The sequence below is a fragment of the Streptomyces lydicus genome (assembly GCF_000717345.1).
In the GTDB taxonomy this organism is placed as follows: Bacteria; Actinomycetota; Actinomycetes; order Streptomycetales; family Streptomycetaceae; genus Streptomyces; species Streptomyces lydicus.
This window is the reverse complement of sequence record NZ_JNZA01000040.1, coordinates 87,094-103,896: the sequence shown is the minus strand read 5'-3', so window position 1 is coordinate 103,896 and position 16,803 is coordinate 87,094. Positions and strand designations below refer to the sequence as shown.

14 protein-coding genes are annotated in these 16,803 nt (G+C 72.6%); 5 read left to right on the top strand and 9 right to left on the bottom strand.

Annotation, left to right across the window (positions count from 1 at the left end; translation table 11 throughout):
- Positions 1 to 60: 60 nt before the first annotated feature.
- The 8 genes from OO62_RS30260 to OO62_RS30225 all read right to left on the bottom strand — a co-directional run bounded on the left by OO62_RS30260 (position 61) and on the right by OO62_RS30225 (position 10,583).
- Positions 61 to 1,227 (bottom strand): ferritin-like domain-containing protein, encoded by a 1,167-nt coding sequence (locus OO62_RS30260; protein WP_033270829.1) that lies wholly within the window; start codon positions 1,225 to 1,227, stop codon positions 61 to 63.
- The gene (locus OO62_RS41410) at positions 1,224 to 3,161 is read right to left on the bottom strand and encodes a GMC family oxidoreductase (RefSeq protein ID WP_033270828.1); all 1,938 of its coding nucleotides are present in this window, start codon (positions 3,159 to 3,161) and stop codon (positions 1,224 to 1,226) included. The genes OO62_RS30260 and OO62_RS41410 overlap by 4 nt, the downstream gene beginning before the upstream one ends.
- Positions 3,158 to 3,817, bottom strand: a complete 660-nt coding sequence (locus tag OO62_RS30250) for a hypothetical protein (RefSeq protein WP_033270827.1) — start codon at positions 3,815 to 3,817, stop codon at positions 3,158 to 3,160. The genes OO62_RS41410 and OO62_RS30250 overlap by 4 nt, the downstream gene beginning before the upstream one ends.
- Positions 3,818 to 4,011: 194 nt before the next feature.
- Complete coding sequence (locus tag OO62_RS30245) at positions 4,012 to 7,185, bottom strand: efflux RND transporter permease subunit (RefSeq protein ID WP_033270826.1); 3,174 nt, start codon at positions 7,183 to 7,185, stop codon at positions 4,012 to 4,014.
- Positions 7,186 to 7,374: 189 nt separating this feature from the next.
- Positions 7,375 to 8,061 (bottom strand): response regulator, encoded by a 687-nt coding sequence (locus tag OO62_RS30240; protein WP_033270825.1) that lies wholly within the window; start codon positions 8,059 to 8,061, stop codon positions 7,375 to 7,377.
- Positions 8,058 to 9,362 (bottom strand): sensor histidine kinase, encoded by a 1,305-nt coding sequence (locus OO62_RS30235; protein WP_033270824.1) that lies wholly within the window; start codon positions 9,360 to 9,362, stop codon positions 8,058 to 8,060. Before OO62_RS30235 ends, OO62_RS30240 begins: the two co-directional genes overlap by 4 nt.
- Positions 9,363 to 9,446: 84 nt before the next feature.
- Entirely contained in the window at positions 9,447 to 9,725 is a 279-nt protein-coding gene (gene pspAA, locus OO62_RS30230; RefSeq protein WP_033270823.1) for a PspA-associated protein PspAA, read from the bottom strand.
- A gap of 57 nt (positions 9,726 to 9,782) precedes the next feature.
- Positions 9,783 to 10,583: a PspA/IM30 family protein gene (locus OO62_RS30225; protein ID WP_272868187.1), complete on the bottom strand. Its 801-nt coding sequence runs from the start codon at positions 10,581 to 10,583 to the stop codon at positions 9,783 to 9,785.
- Positions 10,584 to 10,845: 262 nt separating this feature from the next.
- Between OO62_RS30225 and OO62_RS30220 the strand changes: the two genes are divergently transcribed.
- A complete protein-coding gene (locus tag OO62_RS30220) occupies positions 10,846 to 11,442 on the top strand; it encodes a DUF3043 domain-containing protein (protein WP_033270821.1) in 597 nt (198 codons plus the stop codon).
- 66 nt (positions 11,443 to 11,508) lie between these two features.
- Here OO62_RS30220 and OO62_RS30215 read toward each other — a convergent pair whose 3' ends face one another.
- Positions 11,509 to 11,724: a hypothetical protein gene (locus OO62_RS30215; RefSeq protein ID WP_033270820.1), complete on the bottom strand. Its 216-nt coding sequence runs from the start codon at positions 11,722 to 11,724 to the stop codon at positions 11,509 to 11,511.
- Between the two features lie 161 nt (positions 11,725 to 11,885).
- Between OO62_RS30215 and OO62_RS30210 the strand changes: the two genes are divergently transcribed.
- The 4 genes from OO62_RS30210 to OO62_RS30195 all read left to right on the top strand — a co-directional run bounded on the left by OO62_RS30210 (position 11,886) and on the right by OO62_RS30195 (position 16,781).
- Positions 11,886 to 13,178, top strand: a complete 1,293-nt coding sequence (locus OO62_RS30210; protein WP_033270819.1) for a bifunctional adenosylcobinamide kinase/adenosylcobinamide-phosphate guanylyltransferase — start codon at positions 11,886 to 11,888, stop codon at positions 13,176 to 13,178.
- Between the two features lie 62 nt (positions 13,179 to 13,240).
- Positions 13,241 to 13,816 carry a hypothetical protein gene (locus OO62_RS30205; protein ID WP_078617430.1) on the top strand — a complete coding sequence of 192 codons (576 nt, stop codon included), beginning with the start codon at positions 13,241 to 13,243 and terminating at the stop codon, positions 13,814 to 13,816.
- Between the two features lie 10 nt (positions 13,817 to 13,826).
- Complete coding sequence (gene cobT / locus OO62_RS30200) at positions 13,827 to 14,873, top strand: nicotinate-nucleotide--dimethylbenzimidazole phosphoribosyltransferase (protein ID WP_033270818.1); 1,047 nt, start codon at positions 13,827 to 13,829, stop codon at positions 14,871 to 14,873.
- 147 nt (positions 14,874 to 15,020) lie between these two features.
- Positions 15,021 to 16,781, top strand: coding sequence for a phosphatidylglycerol lysyltransferase domain-containing protein (locus OO62_RS30195; RefSeq protein WP_033270817.1), 1,761 nt, complete (start codon positions 15,021 to 15,023; stop codon positions 16,779 to 16,781).
- The last annotated feature ends 22 nt before the right edge of the window (positions 16,782 to 16,803 follow it).

Here is a 16,803-nt window from a genome sequence, read left to right as displayed (position 1 = left end):
ATCCCGATCGTCCGATCGGCCCGTCCCGGCGCACCCCGCCGGGACGGGCCGATCGGTGTGTCACGAGGTCAGGGACAGGTCGATCGGTTCGCCGGCCTCCAGACCGGCGAGCCGGAGGTTCTCGTCGACCGTGTCGCGCACCGCCTCGAACTGCGGCTGTTCCACCTCGAAGGTGGGGCTGGCGAAGAGGCCCTCGGCCGCGAGCGTCGGGTCGGGGTGCGGGTTGCGGTACAGCTGCTCGGAGCGGTCGCGCAGCTCCAGCATCGTCGGGACGGCCAGGGCCATCGCCCGGGGCCATCCGTCGAAGGCGGACTGGAGGTAGCTGAGCAGCGCCGCGTAACGGGTGTTGAAGGCGACGGCGTGCCCGTAAACCGCGCTGGTCTGCTCGTACTTCTTGTAGTCGGCGACCTTGGAGTCGCCGTGGATCGGGTACGCGTCGTCCCAGGTGACGTCCAGCAGCGGGCCGCTGGGCGGGGCGTCGGGGGTGTCGTGGGGGCCGTAGCTGCGGCCGGTGTAGATCTCGTTGAAGCGGAAGTAGTGCGCGAGCTGGCGCGCTTCGCCGAAGATCAGGTCGTCGCTGTCCCAGATCGTGCCGTCGGTGCCCTCTCCCTGGTCGCTGATCACGCGGATCGCCAGCTGTGCGGACTTCAGGTCATGGACGGCGAAGACCTCGCCGCCGGAGTTGTAGAAGTCCTCGGGGCCCACCTGGCGTTCGGGCCGGCCGGTGAAGATCGCGGCCGCGCCGTGCTGCGCGACGAGGTGCTCCAGGCCCTGCCGGATGGAGTCGTAGAACTGGCCGATGGAGGTCCAGCCCTCGCCCGGCTTCGGGTTCGGCGCCATCTTGCGGGGGCGTTCGATGAGCAGGAACGTCTTCAGCGCCGCGGGCGAGAAGTGCTGCAGGCCGATGGCCGGCAGCTGGGGGCTGCTGAACGGCAGGCGCGCGGGGTACTCGGCGACGAACTCCTTGCGGCCCACCCGGGGCGTGCCGCCGACCGCGTTGAGGAGGTTCGCGGCCAGCGTCATGTGGAGCATCTCCTCCATCAGGACGCTGCGGATGGCGAAGTGGGCGGTGCGGTTGGTGCCGGGACGGATGGAGTACAGGCCGGTCATGTAGACGGGGAGGGTGAGGTGCTCCACCTCCAGGGCGGCCTGGAGGTACTCCCGCAGCTCCTTGACCGTCGTCGGGATGCCGAACCCCTTCGCGTGCAGGGCGAGTGCGGTGATCACGCCGGGACCTCCTCGTGCTGCGGGGTACGGAGCCGGGCCGGGCGGCGGGCGGCGGTGAGGTCCTTGTGGATCTCGGCGGCACTGCGCAGGGCGAGCGCCATCATCGTGAGGGTGGGGTTGCTGGTGCCGACCGACGGCATGCTGCCGCAGCCGACGGCGTAGAGGTTGGGATGGTCGTGGGTGCGCTGGTCGCGGTCCACCACGGACGTCGTCTCGTCGTCGCCCATGATGTGGGTGCCGGCGCCGTGGCCCGCGCCGCTGTAGGCGAGGTGGGTGCCGCTGTGGACGAAGTGGCCCAGCGGGGGGACGCCGTCGCGCGGGGCGTGGTCGGTGTAGTCCGTCGCCTCCAGGAAGCCGAAGATCTGCCGGGCCACGAGCCGCGCCGCGTACAGGCCCTTGCGGACGTGTTCGTCGAGGTCGTAGGTGAGGATGGGGCGGGGGTTGCCCATGGCGTCGCGGTAGCGGGCCGGGTCGATGGTGACGCGGTTGTTCTCGTCGGCGGACTGCTCCACGGCGATCTGCAGTTGCAGCTGGCGGCCGATGGAGGAGCCGAGCAGCCGGCGCAGCTCGGGCCCGTAGACGCCCTTGTCCCGTACGCTGCCGTCCGGTGTGCCGCCGAGGCCCAGGGCGGTGGCGACGTTGCTCAGCGGGGCGCCGGTCGCCCAGCCCCAGCCCCAGTTGCCGATCTCGATGCGGAACGGGGCGCGTTCGCTCCGGCCGAATCCGCTGCGGAAGACCTCCCAGCCGGAGGTGTGCCCCGGGCCGCGGAACGGCCCGATCGGTCCCTTGGCCTCGGGGGTGAGCGCCCAGTTGAGGATCGTCGGGTGGTCCATCAGGTTGCGGCCGACCTGGCCGCTGCCGGTGGCCAGCTCGGAGAAGAGCAGCAGGCGGGCGTTCTCGATGGCGTGCGCGGCGAGGATGACGACATCGGCCTCGGCGACGTAGGAGCGGCTGACCGGTGAGGCGGGGTCGGTGTAGGTGCGGTACTCGACGCCGGAGACGTACGCGTCCCGGCCCTTGCGGACCCGGGTGACCACGCAGCGGGTGGCGAGGGTGACGGTGCCGGGCCAGGCGGCCTGGAGGCGCAGCGGGTGCGACTTGGCCTGCACGGGGCAGATGGGGACGCAGCTGGCGTTGCCCACGCAGCGCTCGCCGTAGTTGGGGATGCCGACGGCGCCCTGGATGCGGTAGGGGGCCGGGTAGGCCGGGTTGGGGGTGGAGTTGCGGGCCTGCGGGAGGCCGTACATCTTCAGCGCGTAGTCCTCGTCGGCGACGCTGTCGTTGACGGTCGTGCCGTCCAGCGTCCGGCAGCGCTCGTCGAGGTAGCTCTGCGGGATGTGGTGCATGGGGTACTGGTAGGCGCTGTCGGTGACGACGCCGAGGTCCTTCTGCTCCTCGGCGTTGCCGGCGACGCCGAGTTCCCGTTCGGCCTCGGCGTACCAGGGCTGGAGTTCCTCGGCGGTGAACGGCCAGTCGCGGCCGTAGCCGTAGACGGTCCCGGTGGCGAAGTCGTCGGGGAGCATCCGGGGGACGGCGCCCAGCCAGTGCATCGCGGCACCGCCGAGTTCGCGCAGGTAGTCGGTGCCGTACGGGAGGCGGCCGTTCTGCACGAAGTAGCCGTTGGCGGTGAACTCGGGCCTGCCGGGCTCGGGGTCGCGGACCGGGGCGAGGTCGAGCACGTCGGGGTAGGGCGCGGCCTTGTTGCGGCGGTAGGCGGAGTTGGGGACCTTGGCCACGGCCGCGTAGTAGGTCGAGAGCGAGTCCAGGTAGCCGGGCCAGGTCTCGGTGCCGCCGTTGCCGGCTTCCAGGACGAGGACGTGCCAGCCCTGGGCGCCGAGGCGCTTGGCGAGGGCGCTGCCGGCCCAGCCGGCGCCGACGATGATCGCGTCGTAGCGGCGGCGGGCGGCGCCCTCCGCGGAGATGGTCTCGGTCATGCGGTGCTCTCCTCGGGTGTGCCGGCGGCGTCGGCGGTGGGGACGGCGGAGGGCGGGATGTGGCGGCTGATGCGGGGGCCGGGGAGCAGCCGGCCGGGGATCTCGTCCGGGGAGACCTCGTCGGTCAGGCCGGTGCGGTACGGGACGTCCGCGAGGCCCAGGCCGGTACGCAGCTGCTCGACGCTCTGCGGCGCGGGCGGCTGAACCGCCCAGGTACCGAAGCCCGGTGGTTTGGCGCCCGCCGGGTGGCCGTGGAACGTACGCCAGACCAGGCCCTCCACGTAGGCGCTGGGCGAGGCGACGGACTCGGCGTTGGCGACCTCGCGGCGGAGGGCCGCGTGGGCGGCGGGGGCCAGCCTCGGCCAGGCGCCGGTGTACCAGAGGTAGATCAGCGCCCTGGCCACCTCCTGGTGCACGGGGGACAGGTCCTGGGGGCCCTTGTGCTGGGCGACGGCCTGCTTCCACGCGGTCCAGAACGTCGTGAACCGCTTCTCCCCCACCTGGTGGCGGGCGGTGTCCAGATAGAGCCGGGCCATGCCGGTGGCGTGTAGGTCGAATGCGGCGAAGCCGGTGAGCGGCACGCAGTACCGGACGAACTCGGCGAGTTCGTCCGGTACGTCGGCCGGCTCCCCCTTCGCGGCTGCGGGGACAGTCATCGCTCTCCTCCCGGGCGGCATATACCAGGGGCCATGCTTCTCGGCCGGGGCGCGCGCATGCCGCTGTGCCGGACAAACCACTGAAAAGCGTATGACGGTAGGTCAGTTGAGCGCCGGGGTGCCTCCGGCGTACGCGGGAGCCCCCGCTGCCGTGGGTACGGCGGCGGGGGCTCCGTGTGGCGGACCGGGGGCGGCTAGACGCCCGCGGGCTCCGGGGTGCGGTCGCTTTCCTCGGGCTGCGCGCCGGACTTCGCGGCGCGCTTGGCGGACTTCTTCTTCGCCCGGCGCTCCTTGCGGAGTTCGATGATCGCGTAGAGCGTCGGGACGAGGAGGAGGGTGAGGAGGGTGGAGGTGATCAGACCGCCGATCACGACCACGGCCAGCGGCTGGGAGATGAAGCCGCTGTTGCCGGTGAGGGACATCGCCATCGGCAGCAGCGCCATGATCGTGGCCAGCGCGGTCATCAGGATCGGGCGGAGGCGGTGCCGGCCGCCCTCGATGACCGCCTCGACGACGCCGTAGCCCTGCGCCCGGTACTGGTTGATCAGGTCGATCAGCACGATGGCGTTGGTGACCACGATGCCGATCAGCATCAGCATGCCGATCATCGCCGGGACGCCCAGCGGGGTGCCGGTGGCGACCAGCAGGCCGATCGCGCCGGTCGCCGCGAAGGGGATGGAGACGAGCAGGATCAGCGGCTGGATCAGCGACCGGAAGGTGCCGACCAGGAGCATGAAGACGATGGCGACGGCCGCCAGCATGGCCAGGCCCAGCGAGGAGAAGGCGTCGGTCTGGTCCTGCGAGACGCCGCCGATCTTCGCGGTGGCGCCGTCCGGCAGCTTCAGGGAGTCGATCTTGCTCTGCAGCGCGGCGCTGACCGCACCGGTGTTGTCGCCGGTCGGCTTGGCGGTGACGGTCGCCGAGCGGGCCCCGTCGATCCGGGTCATCTGAACCGGGCCGGCCACGGTCTTGACGGTGGCGATGGTGCCGAGCTTGACCTGACCCGCCGGCGTGGGCAGGGCGAGGTCCTTCAGCTCCGCCTCGGTGGTGGCCGGGTGCGCCGCCTTGATCACGATGTCGCGCTCGGTGTCGTCGAGAACGGCCGTGCCGCTCGTGGTGCCGCGGACCGCCTGGGCGACCGCGCCGCCCAGCGTGGCCTGGGTGTAACCGGCCTCCGCCGCCTTGGAGTTGGGCGTCACGGAGATCCGCGGGACGCTCTGCGCGAGGTCGCTCTGCACGTCGGTGACGTGGTCGAGCCCGGCGACGGCCTTGCGGACCTGCTCGGCGGCCCTCTTCAGGACGTCGGCGTCACCGGCCTTCACGACCACGCTCAGGTCCTGGTTGCCGAAGCCGCCGCCGGCGGTGACGGTGGTGTCGCCGATCGACGGGCCGAGCTTGTCGAGCGAGGCCCGCAGCTCGTCGGTGACCTTGCCGGAGTCCCCCGCGTCCTTCAGCTTGACCTGGTAGGACGCCTGGTTGGCGCCGGTGCCGCCGCCGAAGGCCGCCATGAAGCCGGAGGAACCGACGGTGACCTGGTAGTTGTCGATGTGGTCGTTGGCCGCGAGCAGCTTCTCGACCTTCTTGGCCTGCGCGTCGGACGCGCCGAGGCTGGTGCCGGGCTTGAGCTCCTGCTTGACGGTCAGGGTGTCCTGGTCGCCCTGGTCGAAGAAGTTGGTCTTCAGCAGCGGGCCCATGCCGAACGTCCCGAGCAGGATGACGACGGCGATGACCAGGCTGGTGACCCGGCGGCGGGTGGCGAAGCGCAGGACCGGGACGTAGAGCCGCTGGAGGGGGCTGCCGGTCTCCTTCTCCTCGGCCGCGCGGCGCAGTTCGTCCGCGGTGGTGCCCTCGGGGATCTGCGGGGCGCGCAGGAACCAGTACGACAGGACCGGCACGACCGTCAGCGAGACGATCAGCGAGGACAGCAGCGCGACGGTGACGGTCAGCGAGAAGGAGCCGAACAGGGCGCCGACCATGCCGCCGACCACACCGATCGGGAGGAACACCGCGACCGTGGTGAGGGTCGAGGAGGTGATCGCTCCGGAGACCTCCTTGACGGCGGCGAGGATGGCCTCGCGGCGCTCCTCGCCGTAGCCCAGGTGCCGTTTGATGTTCTCCAGGACGACGATGGAGTCGTCGACGACCCGGCCGATCGCGATGGTCAGCGCGCCGAGGGTGAGCATGTTGAGGGACAGGTCACCGGTCCACAGCACGATCAGCGTGATGACGACCGAGAGCGGGATGGAGACCGCGGTGACCAGGGTCGAGCGCAGGCTGAGCAGGAAGACCAGGATGACGATGACCGCCATGAGCAGGCCCAGCAGGCCCTCGGTGGTCAGCGAGTCGATCGACTTGGACACCGCGGGGCCCTGGTCGGAGACGACCGTGACGTCGGTGCCCTTGCCCAGGTCCTGACGGATCTTGGTGAGCTTGTCCTTGACCGCGTCGGAGATCGCGACCGCGCTGCCGTCCTGGTCCATCGTCACCCGCACGGCGAGGCTGGGCTTGCCGTTGGTGCGGGTGATCGAGGTCGGGGTGGCCGGCTCCTCCTTGACGGTGGCCACGTCGCCGAGACGGACCGGGGCCGCCGACTGGCCGCCGCCCGCCGCCGCGCCCGCGCCGGGAGCCGGGGCGATGGACAGGTCCTTGATCTGGGCGACGGAGGTGAAGCCCGCGCCGACCTGGACGGTCTTGCTGCGGCCGCCCTCGGCGAAGGACCCGGCGGGCACCGACGTGCCGCCGGCCTCCAGCGCCTGGCCCAGTGCCTGGGAGGTCAGGCCGGCGGCGGCGAGCTTCTTGGTGTCCGGGGTGACCGCGACGATGCGGTCCTGGACGCCGTCCACCGCGACCTGGCTGACGCCGTCGATGTTCTTCAGGTCCGGGACGACACCGCGGTTCAGCTGGTCGGCCAGGGTCTGCTGGTCCTTGGTGGTGGAGGAGACGGCGAGGACGACGGTGGGGATGTCGTCCGTCGAGCCGGCCACCACCTGCGGGTCGACGTCCTTCGGCAGCTTCGCGCGGGCGCGGTTGACGGCCTGCTGGACGTCGGCGACCAGGCGCTTGGAGTCGTTGCCGTAGTCGAACTGCGCCATGATGACGCCCGAGCCCTCGCTGGACGTCGAGGTGACGCTCTTGATGCCGTCGACCGCCTGGACACCGTCCTCCAGCGGCTCGATCACCTGCTTCTCGACGACATCGGGCGAGGCACCCTGGTACGGGGCCAGCACGGAGACCATCGGAAGTTCGATGGAGGGCAGGAGCTGCTGCTTGAGCTGGGGTATCGCGATGGCGCCGAAGGCGATCGCGACGATCGACATCAGCGCTATCAGGCCCCGTTGTACGAGGCTGAGCCGGGACAGCCAGGACATGGGTGGGGTCTCTCTTCTGTTCTGAAGAACGGTGCTTACGGAAAGGTCGGCGAGGCCCGCACGGGCCCGACGGCAGGGGCCTTCGCAGGCCCACCTACACCTTCGGCCATGGCCAGGCCGCTTTTCCTCGCTCGCAGGTCGGTTTCCGTCCGGCGCCCGTACCGCGATCGGAGTAGGGGCGCTCCACCCCTACTGCACCCGTGGGCGTACAAGCCCTGACTCGTAGGCGATGACGACCAGCTGGGCGCGGTCCCGGGCCCCCAGCTTGGCCATCGCGCGGTTGACGTGCGTCTTGACCGTGAGCGGGCTGACGGCCAGCTGCTCGGCGATCTCGTCGTTGGAGAGCCCGCCGGCGACCAGCGTCAGCACCTCGCGCTCCCGGCCGGTCAGCGTCGCCAGCCGCTCCGCGCCCGGCCCCCCGGGCCCGCCGTCACCGGAACTGCCGCCCTGCGCGAGGAACTTGGCGATCAGGCCCTTGGTCGCGACGGGCGACAGCAGCGCCTCGCCGGCCGCCGCGATCCGGATCGCGTTCAGCATCTCGTCCGGTTCGGCGCCCTTGCCGAGGAAGCCGCTGGCGCCGTTGCGCAGCGACTGCACGACGTAGTCGTCGACCTCGAAGGTCGTCAGGATCACCACCCGGACGTCGGTCAGCTCCGGGTCCTGGCTGATCATGCGGGTCGCGGCGAGGCCGTCGACACCGGGCATCCGGATGTCCATCAGGACGACGTCGGGACGCTCCGCCTTCGTCAGCTCGTACGCCCGCGCACCGTCGGACGCCTCCCCCACCACTCGCATGTCCGGTTCGGAGTCCACCAGCACCCGGAACGCGCTGCGCAGCAGCGCCTGGTCGTCGGCGAGCAGCACCTTGATCGTCATCTTGTCTCCCCCGTACGGACGGTCTGCAGCGGAAGGGTGACCCGCACCTGGAAGCCGCCGGCCGCGCGGGGGCCGGTGACGACCGTGCCGCGCAGCGCGAAGACCCGCTCGCGCATCCCGATCAGGCCGTGGCCGCCGCCGCTGTCCTCCGGCGCACCCGGCCCGCCGGACTCCGCGGCCGCCCGGTCGCCGCCCTTCTGGCGCGGCACGCCGGCCCGGCCGGCGCCGTCGTCCAGCACCGTCACCGTCAGCACGCTGTCGGAGTGCACGATCCGGACCGTCGCGCGGGCGCCCTCGCCGGCGTGCTTGTGGACGTTGGTCAGCGCCTCCTGGACCACACGGTAGGCGGTCAGGTCGACGGAGGCGGGCAGCTGCCGGGGCGGCTCCTGGACGTCCAGGTCGACGGGGATGCCGGCGTGCACGAAGCGCTCGACGAGCTGGTCGAGGACGCCCAGGCCCGGGGCGGGCTCGGTGGGCGCCTTGGGGTCGTCGGACTGCCGCAACAGACCGACGGTCGCGCGGAGTTCGTCCAGGGCCGAGCGGGACGCCTCGCGGACGTGCGCCAGGGCCTCCTTGGCCTGGTCGGGGCGGCTGTCCATGACGTGCGAGGCCACCCCGGCCTGGACGTTGACCAGGGCGATGTGGTGGGCGACGACGTCGTGCAGGTCGCGGGCGATGCGCATGCGCTCCTCGGCGACCCGGCGGCGGGCCTCCTCCTCGCGGGTGCGCTCGGCCCGCTCGGCGCGCTCGCGGATCGCGTTGACGAACGCCCGGCGGCTGCGGACCGCGTCGCCCGCCGCGGCGGCCATGCCGGTCCAGGCGAAGATCGCGAGGTTCTCCTGCGCGTACCAGGGGCTGGGGCCGCAGAGCATCGCGGAGGCGGTCAGCACGACGACGGTCAGCGCGCCGACCCGCCAGACCGTGGGCCGGTCCGTGCGCGACGCCAGGGTGTAGAGCGCGATCACCGCGGCGGCCGCCACCGGGGCGCGCGGGTCGGTGGAGCTGGCGACCAGCTCGACGATGGTCAGCGCGCCGGTCACCGCCAGGACCGTGCGCGGCAGGCGGCGGCGCAGGACCAGGGCGGCGCAGGCCAGCGCGGCCAGCCCGACGGTGGTCGCGGAGAGCTGGTGCGGGGCGATGCGCGGGCCGTTCATGCGGTGCGGGTCGACCACCGCGCCGAACAGGACGCAGGCGAAGACGGCCACGGCGAGGGCGGCGTCGAACGCAAGCGGATGCGAACGGTGCCACTGGAAGCGGCCGGCGGCGCGCGGCGCGTCCGGAGCGGGGCCTTGGAGGGTCACAAGAGCAAACGGTAGCGCCCCGGTCCGACGGGGGACCGGGGCGCCGTGTGCCGTATGCGCTGGAGTGGAGGTTCCGGGAGGCGGTCAGCCGGGGATGAGCCCGCCGTCGCTGAGCATCTCCCGTACCTCGGCGAGGGACGCCCCGGGGGCCGGCAGGATCAGCTCGGACGGTTCGAGGGCGTCGTCGGGCAGCGGCGTGCCCATCCGGCGCACCGCGCCCAGGAGGGCGCCCAGCGTGCGCCGGAAGCCCTCCTCGTCGCCGCTCTCCATCTCCCGGAGCAGCTCGTCGTCCAGCTTGTTGAGCTCGATGAAGTGGGCATCGTCCAGCTTCACCTGGCCCTCCCCCATGATCCGTACGATCACGACGGTCTCCCTCGGTCCGGTGCCGACGATCTCTGCGAGGCTAACGCCCGCCGGCCGTCACTGCTTGTCGAAACGCGGCTGGTCCTGCTGCGGTGCGGGCTGTCCCTCGCCACCCTGACCGCTCTCGAGGGCCTGCTTGCCGGCCGACGGTCCTCCCGACAGCTCGGCCTTCATCCGCTGCAGCTCCAGCTCGACGTCACTGCCGCCGGAGAGCCGGTCCAGCTCGGCGGTGATGTCGTCCTTGGCCATGCCGGACGGGTCGTCCAGCGCGCCGGACGCCATCAGCTCGTCGATGGCACCGGCCCGGGCCTGGAGCTGCGCGGTGCGGTCCTCGGCACGCTGGATCGCCAGGCCGACGTCGCCCATCTCCTCGGAGATGCCGGAGAACGCCTCGCCGATCCGGGTCTGCGCCTGGGCGGCCGTGTACGTGGCCTTGATCGTCTCCTTCTTCGTACGGAAGGCGTCGACCTTGGCCTGCAGCCGCTGCGCGGCCAGCGTGAGCTTCTCCTCCTCACCCTGCAGCGTCTGGTGCTGCGTCTCCAGGTCCGTGACCTGCTGCTGCAGCGCGCTGCGCCGGGTCAGCGCCTCGCGGGCCAGGTCCTCGCGGCCGAGCGCCAGCGCCTTGCGGCCCTGGTCCTCCAGCTTGGCGGACTGGCCCTGGAGCTGGTTGAGCTGCAGCTCCAGGCGCTTGCGGGAGGTCGCCACGTCGGCGACGCCGCGGCGCACCTTCTGCAGCAGCTCCAGCTGCTTCTGGTACGAGTAGTCGAGGGTCTCGCGCGGGTCCTCGGCCCGGTCCAGGGCCTTGTTGGCCTTCGCGCGGAAGATCATCCCCATCCGCTTCATGACACCATCGCTCATGGGCCTCGCGCGCCCCCTTCTGACCGAGTTACATCGGGCTTGGACTCCAGCACCTCTACAGACCCCACAGTACGGGCCCTGGTTCCATTACCGCACTGTTCGCGCCCGGATGCGCTCCTCCTCCAGGACGATCGCGGAGCGCGTTTCCTCCCGCGCAAGGAGTAGGGGGCCCGGCGGACAGGGGCGTGCGCGGTGCTCCGTTGCCGGATCGTGCCCCGTCGGACCCTGGCCCCCGCGCCCCGAGCACGTACCCTTGGGTGTTGTGTTCCGAAGCCGTTCGAAGGATGAGCAGGCCGCGACCGCCAAGGTGACCGCGGACCAGCCCCAGCAGCCCCGCGATCCGCAGGCCCCCAAGGGCCGCCCGACGCCGAAGCGCAGCGACTCCCAGTCGCAGCGCCGCTCCCGCGCGCACACGCCGGCCAACCGCAAGGACGCGGCGAAGGCCCAGCGTGAGGCGCGCCGCTCCGATTTGGCCCGCCAGCGCGAGGCGATGGCCAGTGGCGACGAGCGGTATCTGCCCGCACGCGACAAGGGGCCGGTGCGACGCTTCGCGCGTGACTACGTCGACTCCCGCTGGTGCGTCGCCGAGTTCTTCCTGCCGATGGCCGTGGTGATCCTGGTGCTCACCATGGTCCGGGTGCCCTCGATCCAGAGCATCGCGCTGCTGCTGTGGCTCGTGATCATCGTGCTGATCGTGCTGGACTCGGTCTTCATCTGGTTCCGCCTGGGCAAGCAGCTCGACCAGCGGTTCCCGAACGACAACCTCAAGGGCGTGAAGGCGTACGCGGTGATGCGCACGCTGCAGATGCGGCGGCTGCGGCTGCCCAAGCCCCAGGTCAAGCGCGGCCAGCGGCCGTAGCTCCGCCCCCTTCGGCGCCGGGCCGGGTCCGTACCGTACGGACCCGGCCCGGCGCCGTTTCGCGGGTCAGCCCTCCGCGTCCGCGTGCAGACTCATCGGGCCCGCGTAGATTTCGGTGCCGTCCTCGAAGAGCCGGACCTGGTCGACGCCGCCTTCGAGGAGTGCGCGCCACTCCTCGCCGACCCACGACTCCGCATCGCCCTGCGTGGTGAACTCCTCCGGCTCCACGGCCGGCACCGCCTCCGTGCCGTCGGCCTTCTCGAACCGCCACGTCCACGCCATGTACGCCTCCTGGGTCCCACCGAGTACGTGTCTGTGCCACCGCGGACCGCGCCTGCGCGCACTCCGCCATGTCGTGCTTCCGTGCTGATCGGCAGCCTAACGGCCGTGTCGAGTCCGCCCCCGCCGCGCTCACCGCGACGGGACGCGAGAAACTCGGCGGTGTGGATGTGACTCTCCTCGGCACCGGGGCCCCGCAGGGGCTGCCGCGCCCCGACTGCCCCTGTGCCGCCTGTGCGACGGCCGTCGGCGCCGAAGCGCGCGCGGCGACCGCGCTGCTGATCGACGGCGCGCTGCTGATCGACCTGACACCGGGTCCGGCCTTCGCGGCCGCCCGGGCCGGGCAGTCGCTGGCGGGCGTACGGCAGGTGCTGCTCTCCCATCCGCACGACGGACCGGCGATGGAGGTGCCGGCCGGGCTGCCCACGCCGGGCCGGGTCGCGGACGGGCGGGAGCTGGCGCTGCTCGACGGGCACCGGGTGCGGGCCCTCGCCGTGGACATCCCGGGTACCGGGTACGACATCTCCGGCGCGGACGGCGAGCGGCTGCTGTACCTGCCGCCGGGCGCGGCACCGGCCGGGCTCGCGCTGAACGGCGCCCACGAGCCGGCGGGCGGCCCCGGGCCGTACGACATGGTGCTGCTCGACGTGCTGGAGCGGCCGGACGCGCTGGCCCGGCTGCGGGCAACCGGGGCGGTGGACGCGGCGACGGACGTCATCGCGGTGCACCTCGACCACGCGGTGCCGCCGGGGCCCGAACTGCACCGCAGGCTGGCGGCGGTGGGCGCCCGCGCGGTGCCCGACGGCAGCTCGCTGGTGGTCGGCGAGTACCACGCGGTGCCGGACCTGCCGCGCCGCACGCTGGTCCTGGGCGGGGCGCGCAGCGGGAAGTCGGCCGAGGCGGAACGGCGGCTCGCGGCCTTCCCGGACGTGGTGTACGTGGCGACCGGCGGCACCCGGGAGGGCGACGCGGAGTGGGCCGAGCGGATCTCGCTGCACCGCGAGCGGCGGCCGAACAGCTGGCGCACCGTCGAGACCTGCGATCTGGTGCCGCTCCTGGAGGCCGGGGACGCCCCGGCGCCGGACGCCGGGGACGCGGAGTCCGGCGGGGACGCGGGCACCGGGCGGGCGGCGGAGGTCTCGCCGCTGCTGATCGACTGTCTGGCGCTGTGGCTGACGCACGTCATGGACGAGGTCGGGGCGTGGGACGACGCGGCCTGGGAGGCCGGGGGCCGGCGGGCGCTGCGGGAACGGACCGACGCGCTGGTGGCGGCGGTGCGCGCGACGCACCGGCCGGTGGTGGCGGTCAGCAACGAGGTCGGCTCGGGGGTGGTGCCGGCGACCGCGGCGGGCCGCCGGTTCCGCGACGAACTGGGGCGGCTGAACGCGGCGTTCGGCGCGGAGTGCGAGCAGCTGCTGCTGGTCGTCGCGGGCCAGGCGCTTGCGCTGCGCGGATGACACCGGGCCCGGCCGGCCCGTGTCCGCTTGCCCGGGGGCGCCGCGCCGGGTGCTCTTGATCCGTGACCGGAACCGAGCTGACCGAGTGTTTCGATGCGGCGGTACGCGCCTATCTGGCCGAGCGCCCGGCGGCGACGGTGGTCGCGCTCGGCGAGGGGCTCGGTACCGGCTTCTGGCGGCTCGACAACGGGCGGCTGAACTGGCTGACGGTGCAGCCGCCGGAGCCCGCCGCGCTGCGCCGGATGCTGCTGCCGGACGACGCCCGGCGGCACACCGTCGGCTGCGGACCGGCCGATCACCGCTGGCTGGACGCGGTGGCCGAACCGCGGCGCGGGGTGGTCGTGGTGGCGCGGGGCGTGCGGCGGCGGCTGGCACCGTGTCAGGTCCGGGATCTGGTGGCGGCGTGCGCCGGGCGGTTCCCCGGTGGCGTCCTGCTCCTCGACGCCCCGGCCTGGTGGACGCCCGCCCTGACGGGCTGCCACCCGGGCATCGCGGCGGTGCGGGCGCTGCGGCCGCCCGGGGTCCGGCACCGGCTGCCGGTGGTGCGGGCGCTGCTGCCGGTGGTGTGCGAGGTGCGGTTCGCAGCGGGCGGCAGCGCGGCCGCCAACCCCGCCGCACGCCGAACGTATTGCCGGTAATCTGCGCCCAATGAGCGCCCTGAACCTCGATGACTTCGCCAACCTGATCGAGCGCCCCGACGGCGGTGTGCGCCGTGACGCCGAGGAGCGGCGGGCGCGGCTGGCCGTGCCGCCCGGGGCGCTGGGCCGGCTCGACGAGCTGGGCGAGTGGCTGGCCGGCGCGCAGCAGCAGGTGCCGGTGCGGCCCCTGGAGCGGCCGCGGGTGGTGCTGTTCGCGGGCGACCACGGCGTGGCGGAGCTGGGCGTCTCGGCCCGTCCTGCCGGCGGCACCAAGGACCTCGTACGGGCCGTGCTGGACGGCGCGAGCCCGGCGGCGGTGCTGGCGCGCGGCGCGGGGGCCCAGGTGCGGGTGGTGGACATGTCGGTGGACTGCGACCCGGCGGACCTCCCGGAGGAGGTCACCCGGCACCGGGTGCGGCGCGGCAGCGGCCGGATCGACATCGAGGACGCGCTGACGGCCGAGGAGGCCGAGGCGGCGTTCCGGGCCGGGATGGCGCTCGCGGACGAGGAGGCGGACGCCGGCACGGACGTGGTGGTGCTGGGCGATCTGAGCGTCGGCGGGACGACCGCCGCGAGCACGCTGATCGCCGCGCTGTGCGGGACGGACGCCTCGGTGGTCACCGGCCGGGGCGGGGCCCCGATCGACGATCTCGCGTGGATGCGCAAGTGCGCGGCGATCCGGGACGCGCTGCGCCGGGCCCGCCCGGTGCTGGGTGACCAGCTGGAGCTGCTGGCGACGGTCGGCGGCGCGGATCTGACCGCGATGACCGCGTTCCTGCTGCAGAGCGCGGTGCGCCGGACGCCGGTGATCCTGGACGGAGTGGTCTCGGCGGCCTGTGCGCTGGTGGCGCAGCGGGTGGCGTTCCGGGCGCCGGACTGGTGGCTGGCCGGTCAGGCCAGCGGTGAGCCGGCCCAGGCCAAGGCGCTGGACCGGATCGCGCTCAACCCTCTCCTCGACCACGGCGTCACTGCTGGTGAGGGGACGGGGGCGTTGCTGGCCCTGCCATTGGTGCAGGCCGCCGCGGCCCTGGCGGCAGAACTGCCCGTACGCGACTGACGCGGCGCCGGCCGAACGCGGCCGGCCGCAACCAGTAGCGCTCGGCCGGGCGCTCCGGGACCGGGGCGCCCGCTGCCTCACGCCCGTACCGGATCACCGGCGGCGCCCCATAAGATCGCGCTTTACACGTTTTATGGGAGACATCGCTTGAGTCGGGACGAAGGCCACGAGGACCGCCCCCGCGGCCGCTGGTCACAGCGCGGTGCCGCATTCGGCATCTGGTATTTGCGCACGGTCACATTCATCAATCTGCTGAGCGCGGTATCGGTGTCGTTCGGCAATGACATCCGCCGGCACAACATCGCGGAGTACTTCACTCCGTATCTGCTCACGGCGGGGTTCGCGTCCGCCGCCTTCTCGCTTTTCCTGTCGGTCACGCTGCGGCGGCGCAAGCGGGCGGCGTGGATCCTCAATCTGGTGCTGTCCGGACTGCTGGCGCTGCTGTTCGCGTTCTCGCTGGTGGCGGCCCCGGAATTCCGCGCGCACGTGCAGAACTGGGTGTCGCTGGCGCTGACGGTGGTGTTCGCGGCCGCGCTGGTCGTCGGGCGCCGGGAGTTCTACGCCAAGGGCGACCGCTCGAACCCGAAGCTGGCGGCCGCGGTGGCGGTCGGCGGGCTGCTGGTCACCTCGCTGCTCGCGGCGCTGCTGGTGACCGTCACGAACACCGCGCAGGACGCCTCGTCGACGTTCGTGCAGCGCTGGCGCTACGGCCTGATGCGGCTGGTGTCGCTGGCCGCCGACGACCAGCGCTTCCCGGGCATCGACACCCCGAACTGGGTCAACGTCACGATCAACGTGCTGAGCGCGCTGCTGCTGGTGGCCGTGTTGTGGGCGGCGTTCCGCTCCGTCCGCAGCACCGAGGCGATCACCGAGGACGACGAGGAGCGGCTGCGCGCGCTGCTCGCCCGGCACGGGGACCGCGATTCGCTGGGCTACTTCGCGCTGCGCCGCGACAAGAGCGTGCTGTTCTCCCCCAGCGGCAAGGCGGCGGTCACCTACCGCGTCGTGGGCGGGGTGTCGCTGGCCTCCGGCGACCCGCTGGGCGACCCGGAGGCGTGGCCCGGGGCGATCGAGGTGTGGCTGGCCGAGGCCCGGGAGCACGGCTGGGCACCGGCCGTGATGGGCGCGAGCGAGGAGGGCGGCACGATCTACGCCCGGCACGGGCTGGACGCCCTGGAACTGGGCGACGAAGCCATCGTGGAGACCGAGGAGTTCACCCTCGCCGGCCGGGCGATGCGCACCGTACGGCAGGCGTACAACCGCATCGAGCGGGCCGGCTACACGGTCCGCATCCGGCGGCACGAAGACATTCCCGCGGAGGAGATGGACCGGCTGCTGCGGCTGGCCGACGACTGGCGCGACGGGGAGACCGAGCGCGGCTTCTCGATGGCGCTGGGGCGGCTCGGCGACCCGGGTGACGGGCGCTGCGTGATGCTGGAGTGCTCGGACGGGAACGGTGAGCTGCGGGCGGTGCTCAGCTTCGTGCCGTGGGGCGCGAAGGGCCTGTCGCTGGACCTGATGCGGCGGGACCGCAACTCCGAGAACGGCCTCATGGAGTTCATGGTCCTGGAGCTGATCCAGCGCGCGAAAGAGGTGGAGGTCACTCAGCTCTCGCTGAACTTCGCGATGTTCCGTTCCGTCTTCGAACGCGGATCGCGGCTCGGCGCGGGCCCGGTGCTGCGCCTGTGGCGCTCGCTGCTCAGCTTCTTCTCCAGGTGGTGGCAGATCGAATCGCTCTATCGCGCCAATGCGAAATACCGGCCGATCTGGGAGCCCCGCTACCTGCTTTTCGAGAAGAGCACGGATCTGGTGCGGATCGGCCTCGCCTCCGCCCGCGCGGAAGGCTTTCTGGAAGCACCTGGTCTGCCCAAGTGGCTGAACCGCAAGCACCTGGAGAACGTGAGATGACCGAGGCTGGGGCAGGACGGCA

Bases quoted from the DNA above. Each gene is read 5' to 3' on its own strand.
- OO62_RS41410 (WP_033270828.1), bottom strand. From the start codon at position 3,161: ATGACCGAGACCATCTCCGCGGAGGGCGCCGCCCGCCGCCGCTACGAC.
- OO62_RS30250 (WP_033270827.1), bottom strand. From the start codon at position 3,817: ATGACTGTCCCCGCAGCCGCGAAGGGGGAGCCGGCCGACGTACCGGAC.
- OO62_RS30245 (WP_033270826.1), bottom strand. From the start codon at position 7,185: ATGTCCTGGCTGTCCCGGCTCAGCCTCGTACAACGGGGCCTGATAGCG.
- OO62_RS30240 (WP_033270825.1), bottom strand. From the start codon at position 8,061: ATGACGATCAAGGTGCTGCTCGCCGACGACCAGGCGCTGCTGCGCAGC.
- OO62_RS30225 (WP_272868187.1), bottom strand. From the start codon at position 10,583: ATGAGCGATGGTGTCATGAAGCGGATGGGGATGATCTTCCGCGCGAAG.
- OO62_RS30215 (WP_033270820.1), bottom strand. From the start codon at position 11,724: ATGGCGTGGACGTGGCGGTTCGAGAAGGCCGACGGCACGGAGGCGGTG.
- cobT (WP_033270818.1), top strand. From the start codon at position 13,827: ATGAGCGCCCTGAACCTCGATGACTTCGCCAACCTGATCGAGCGCCCC.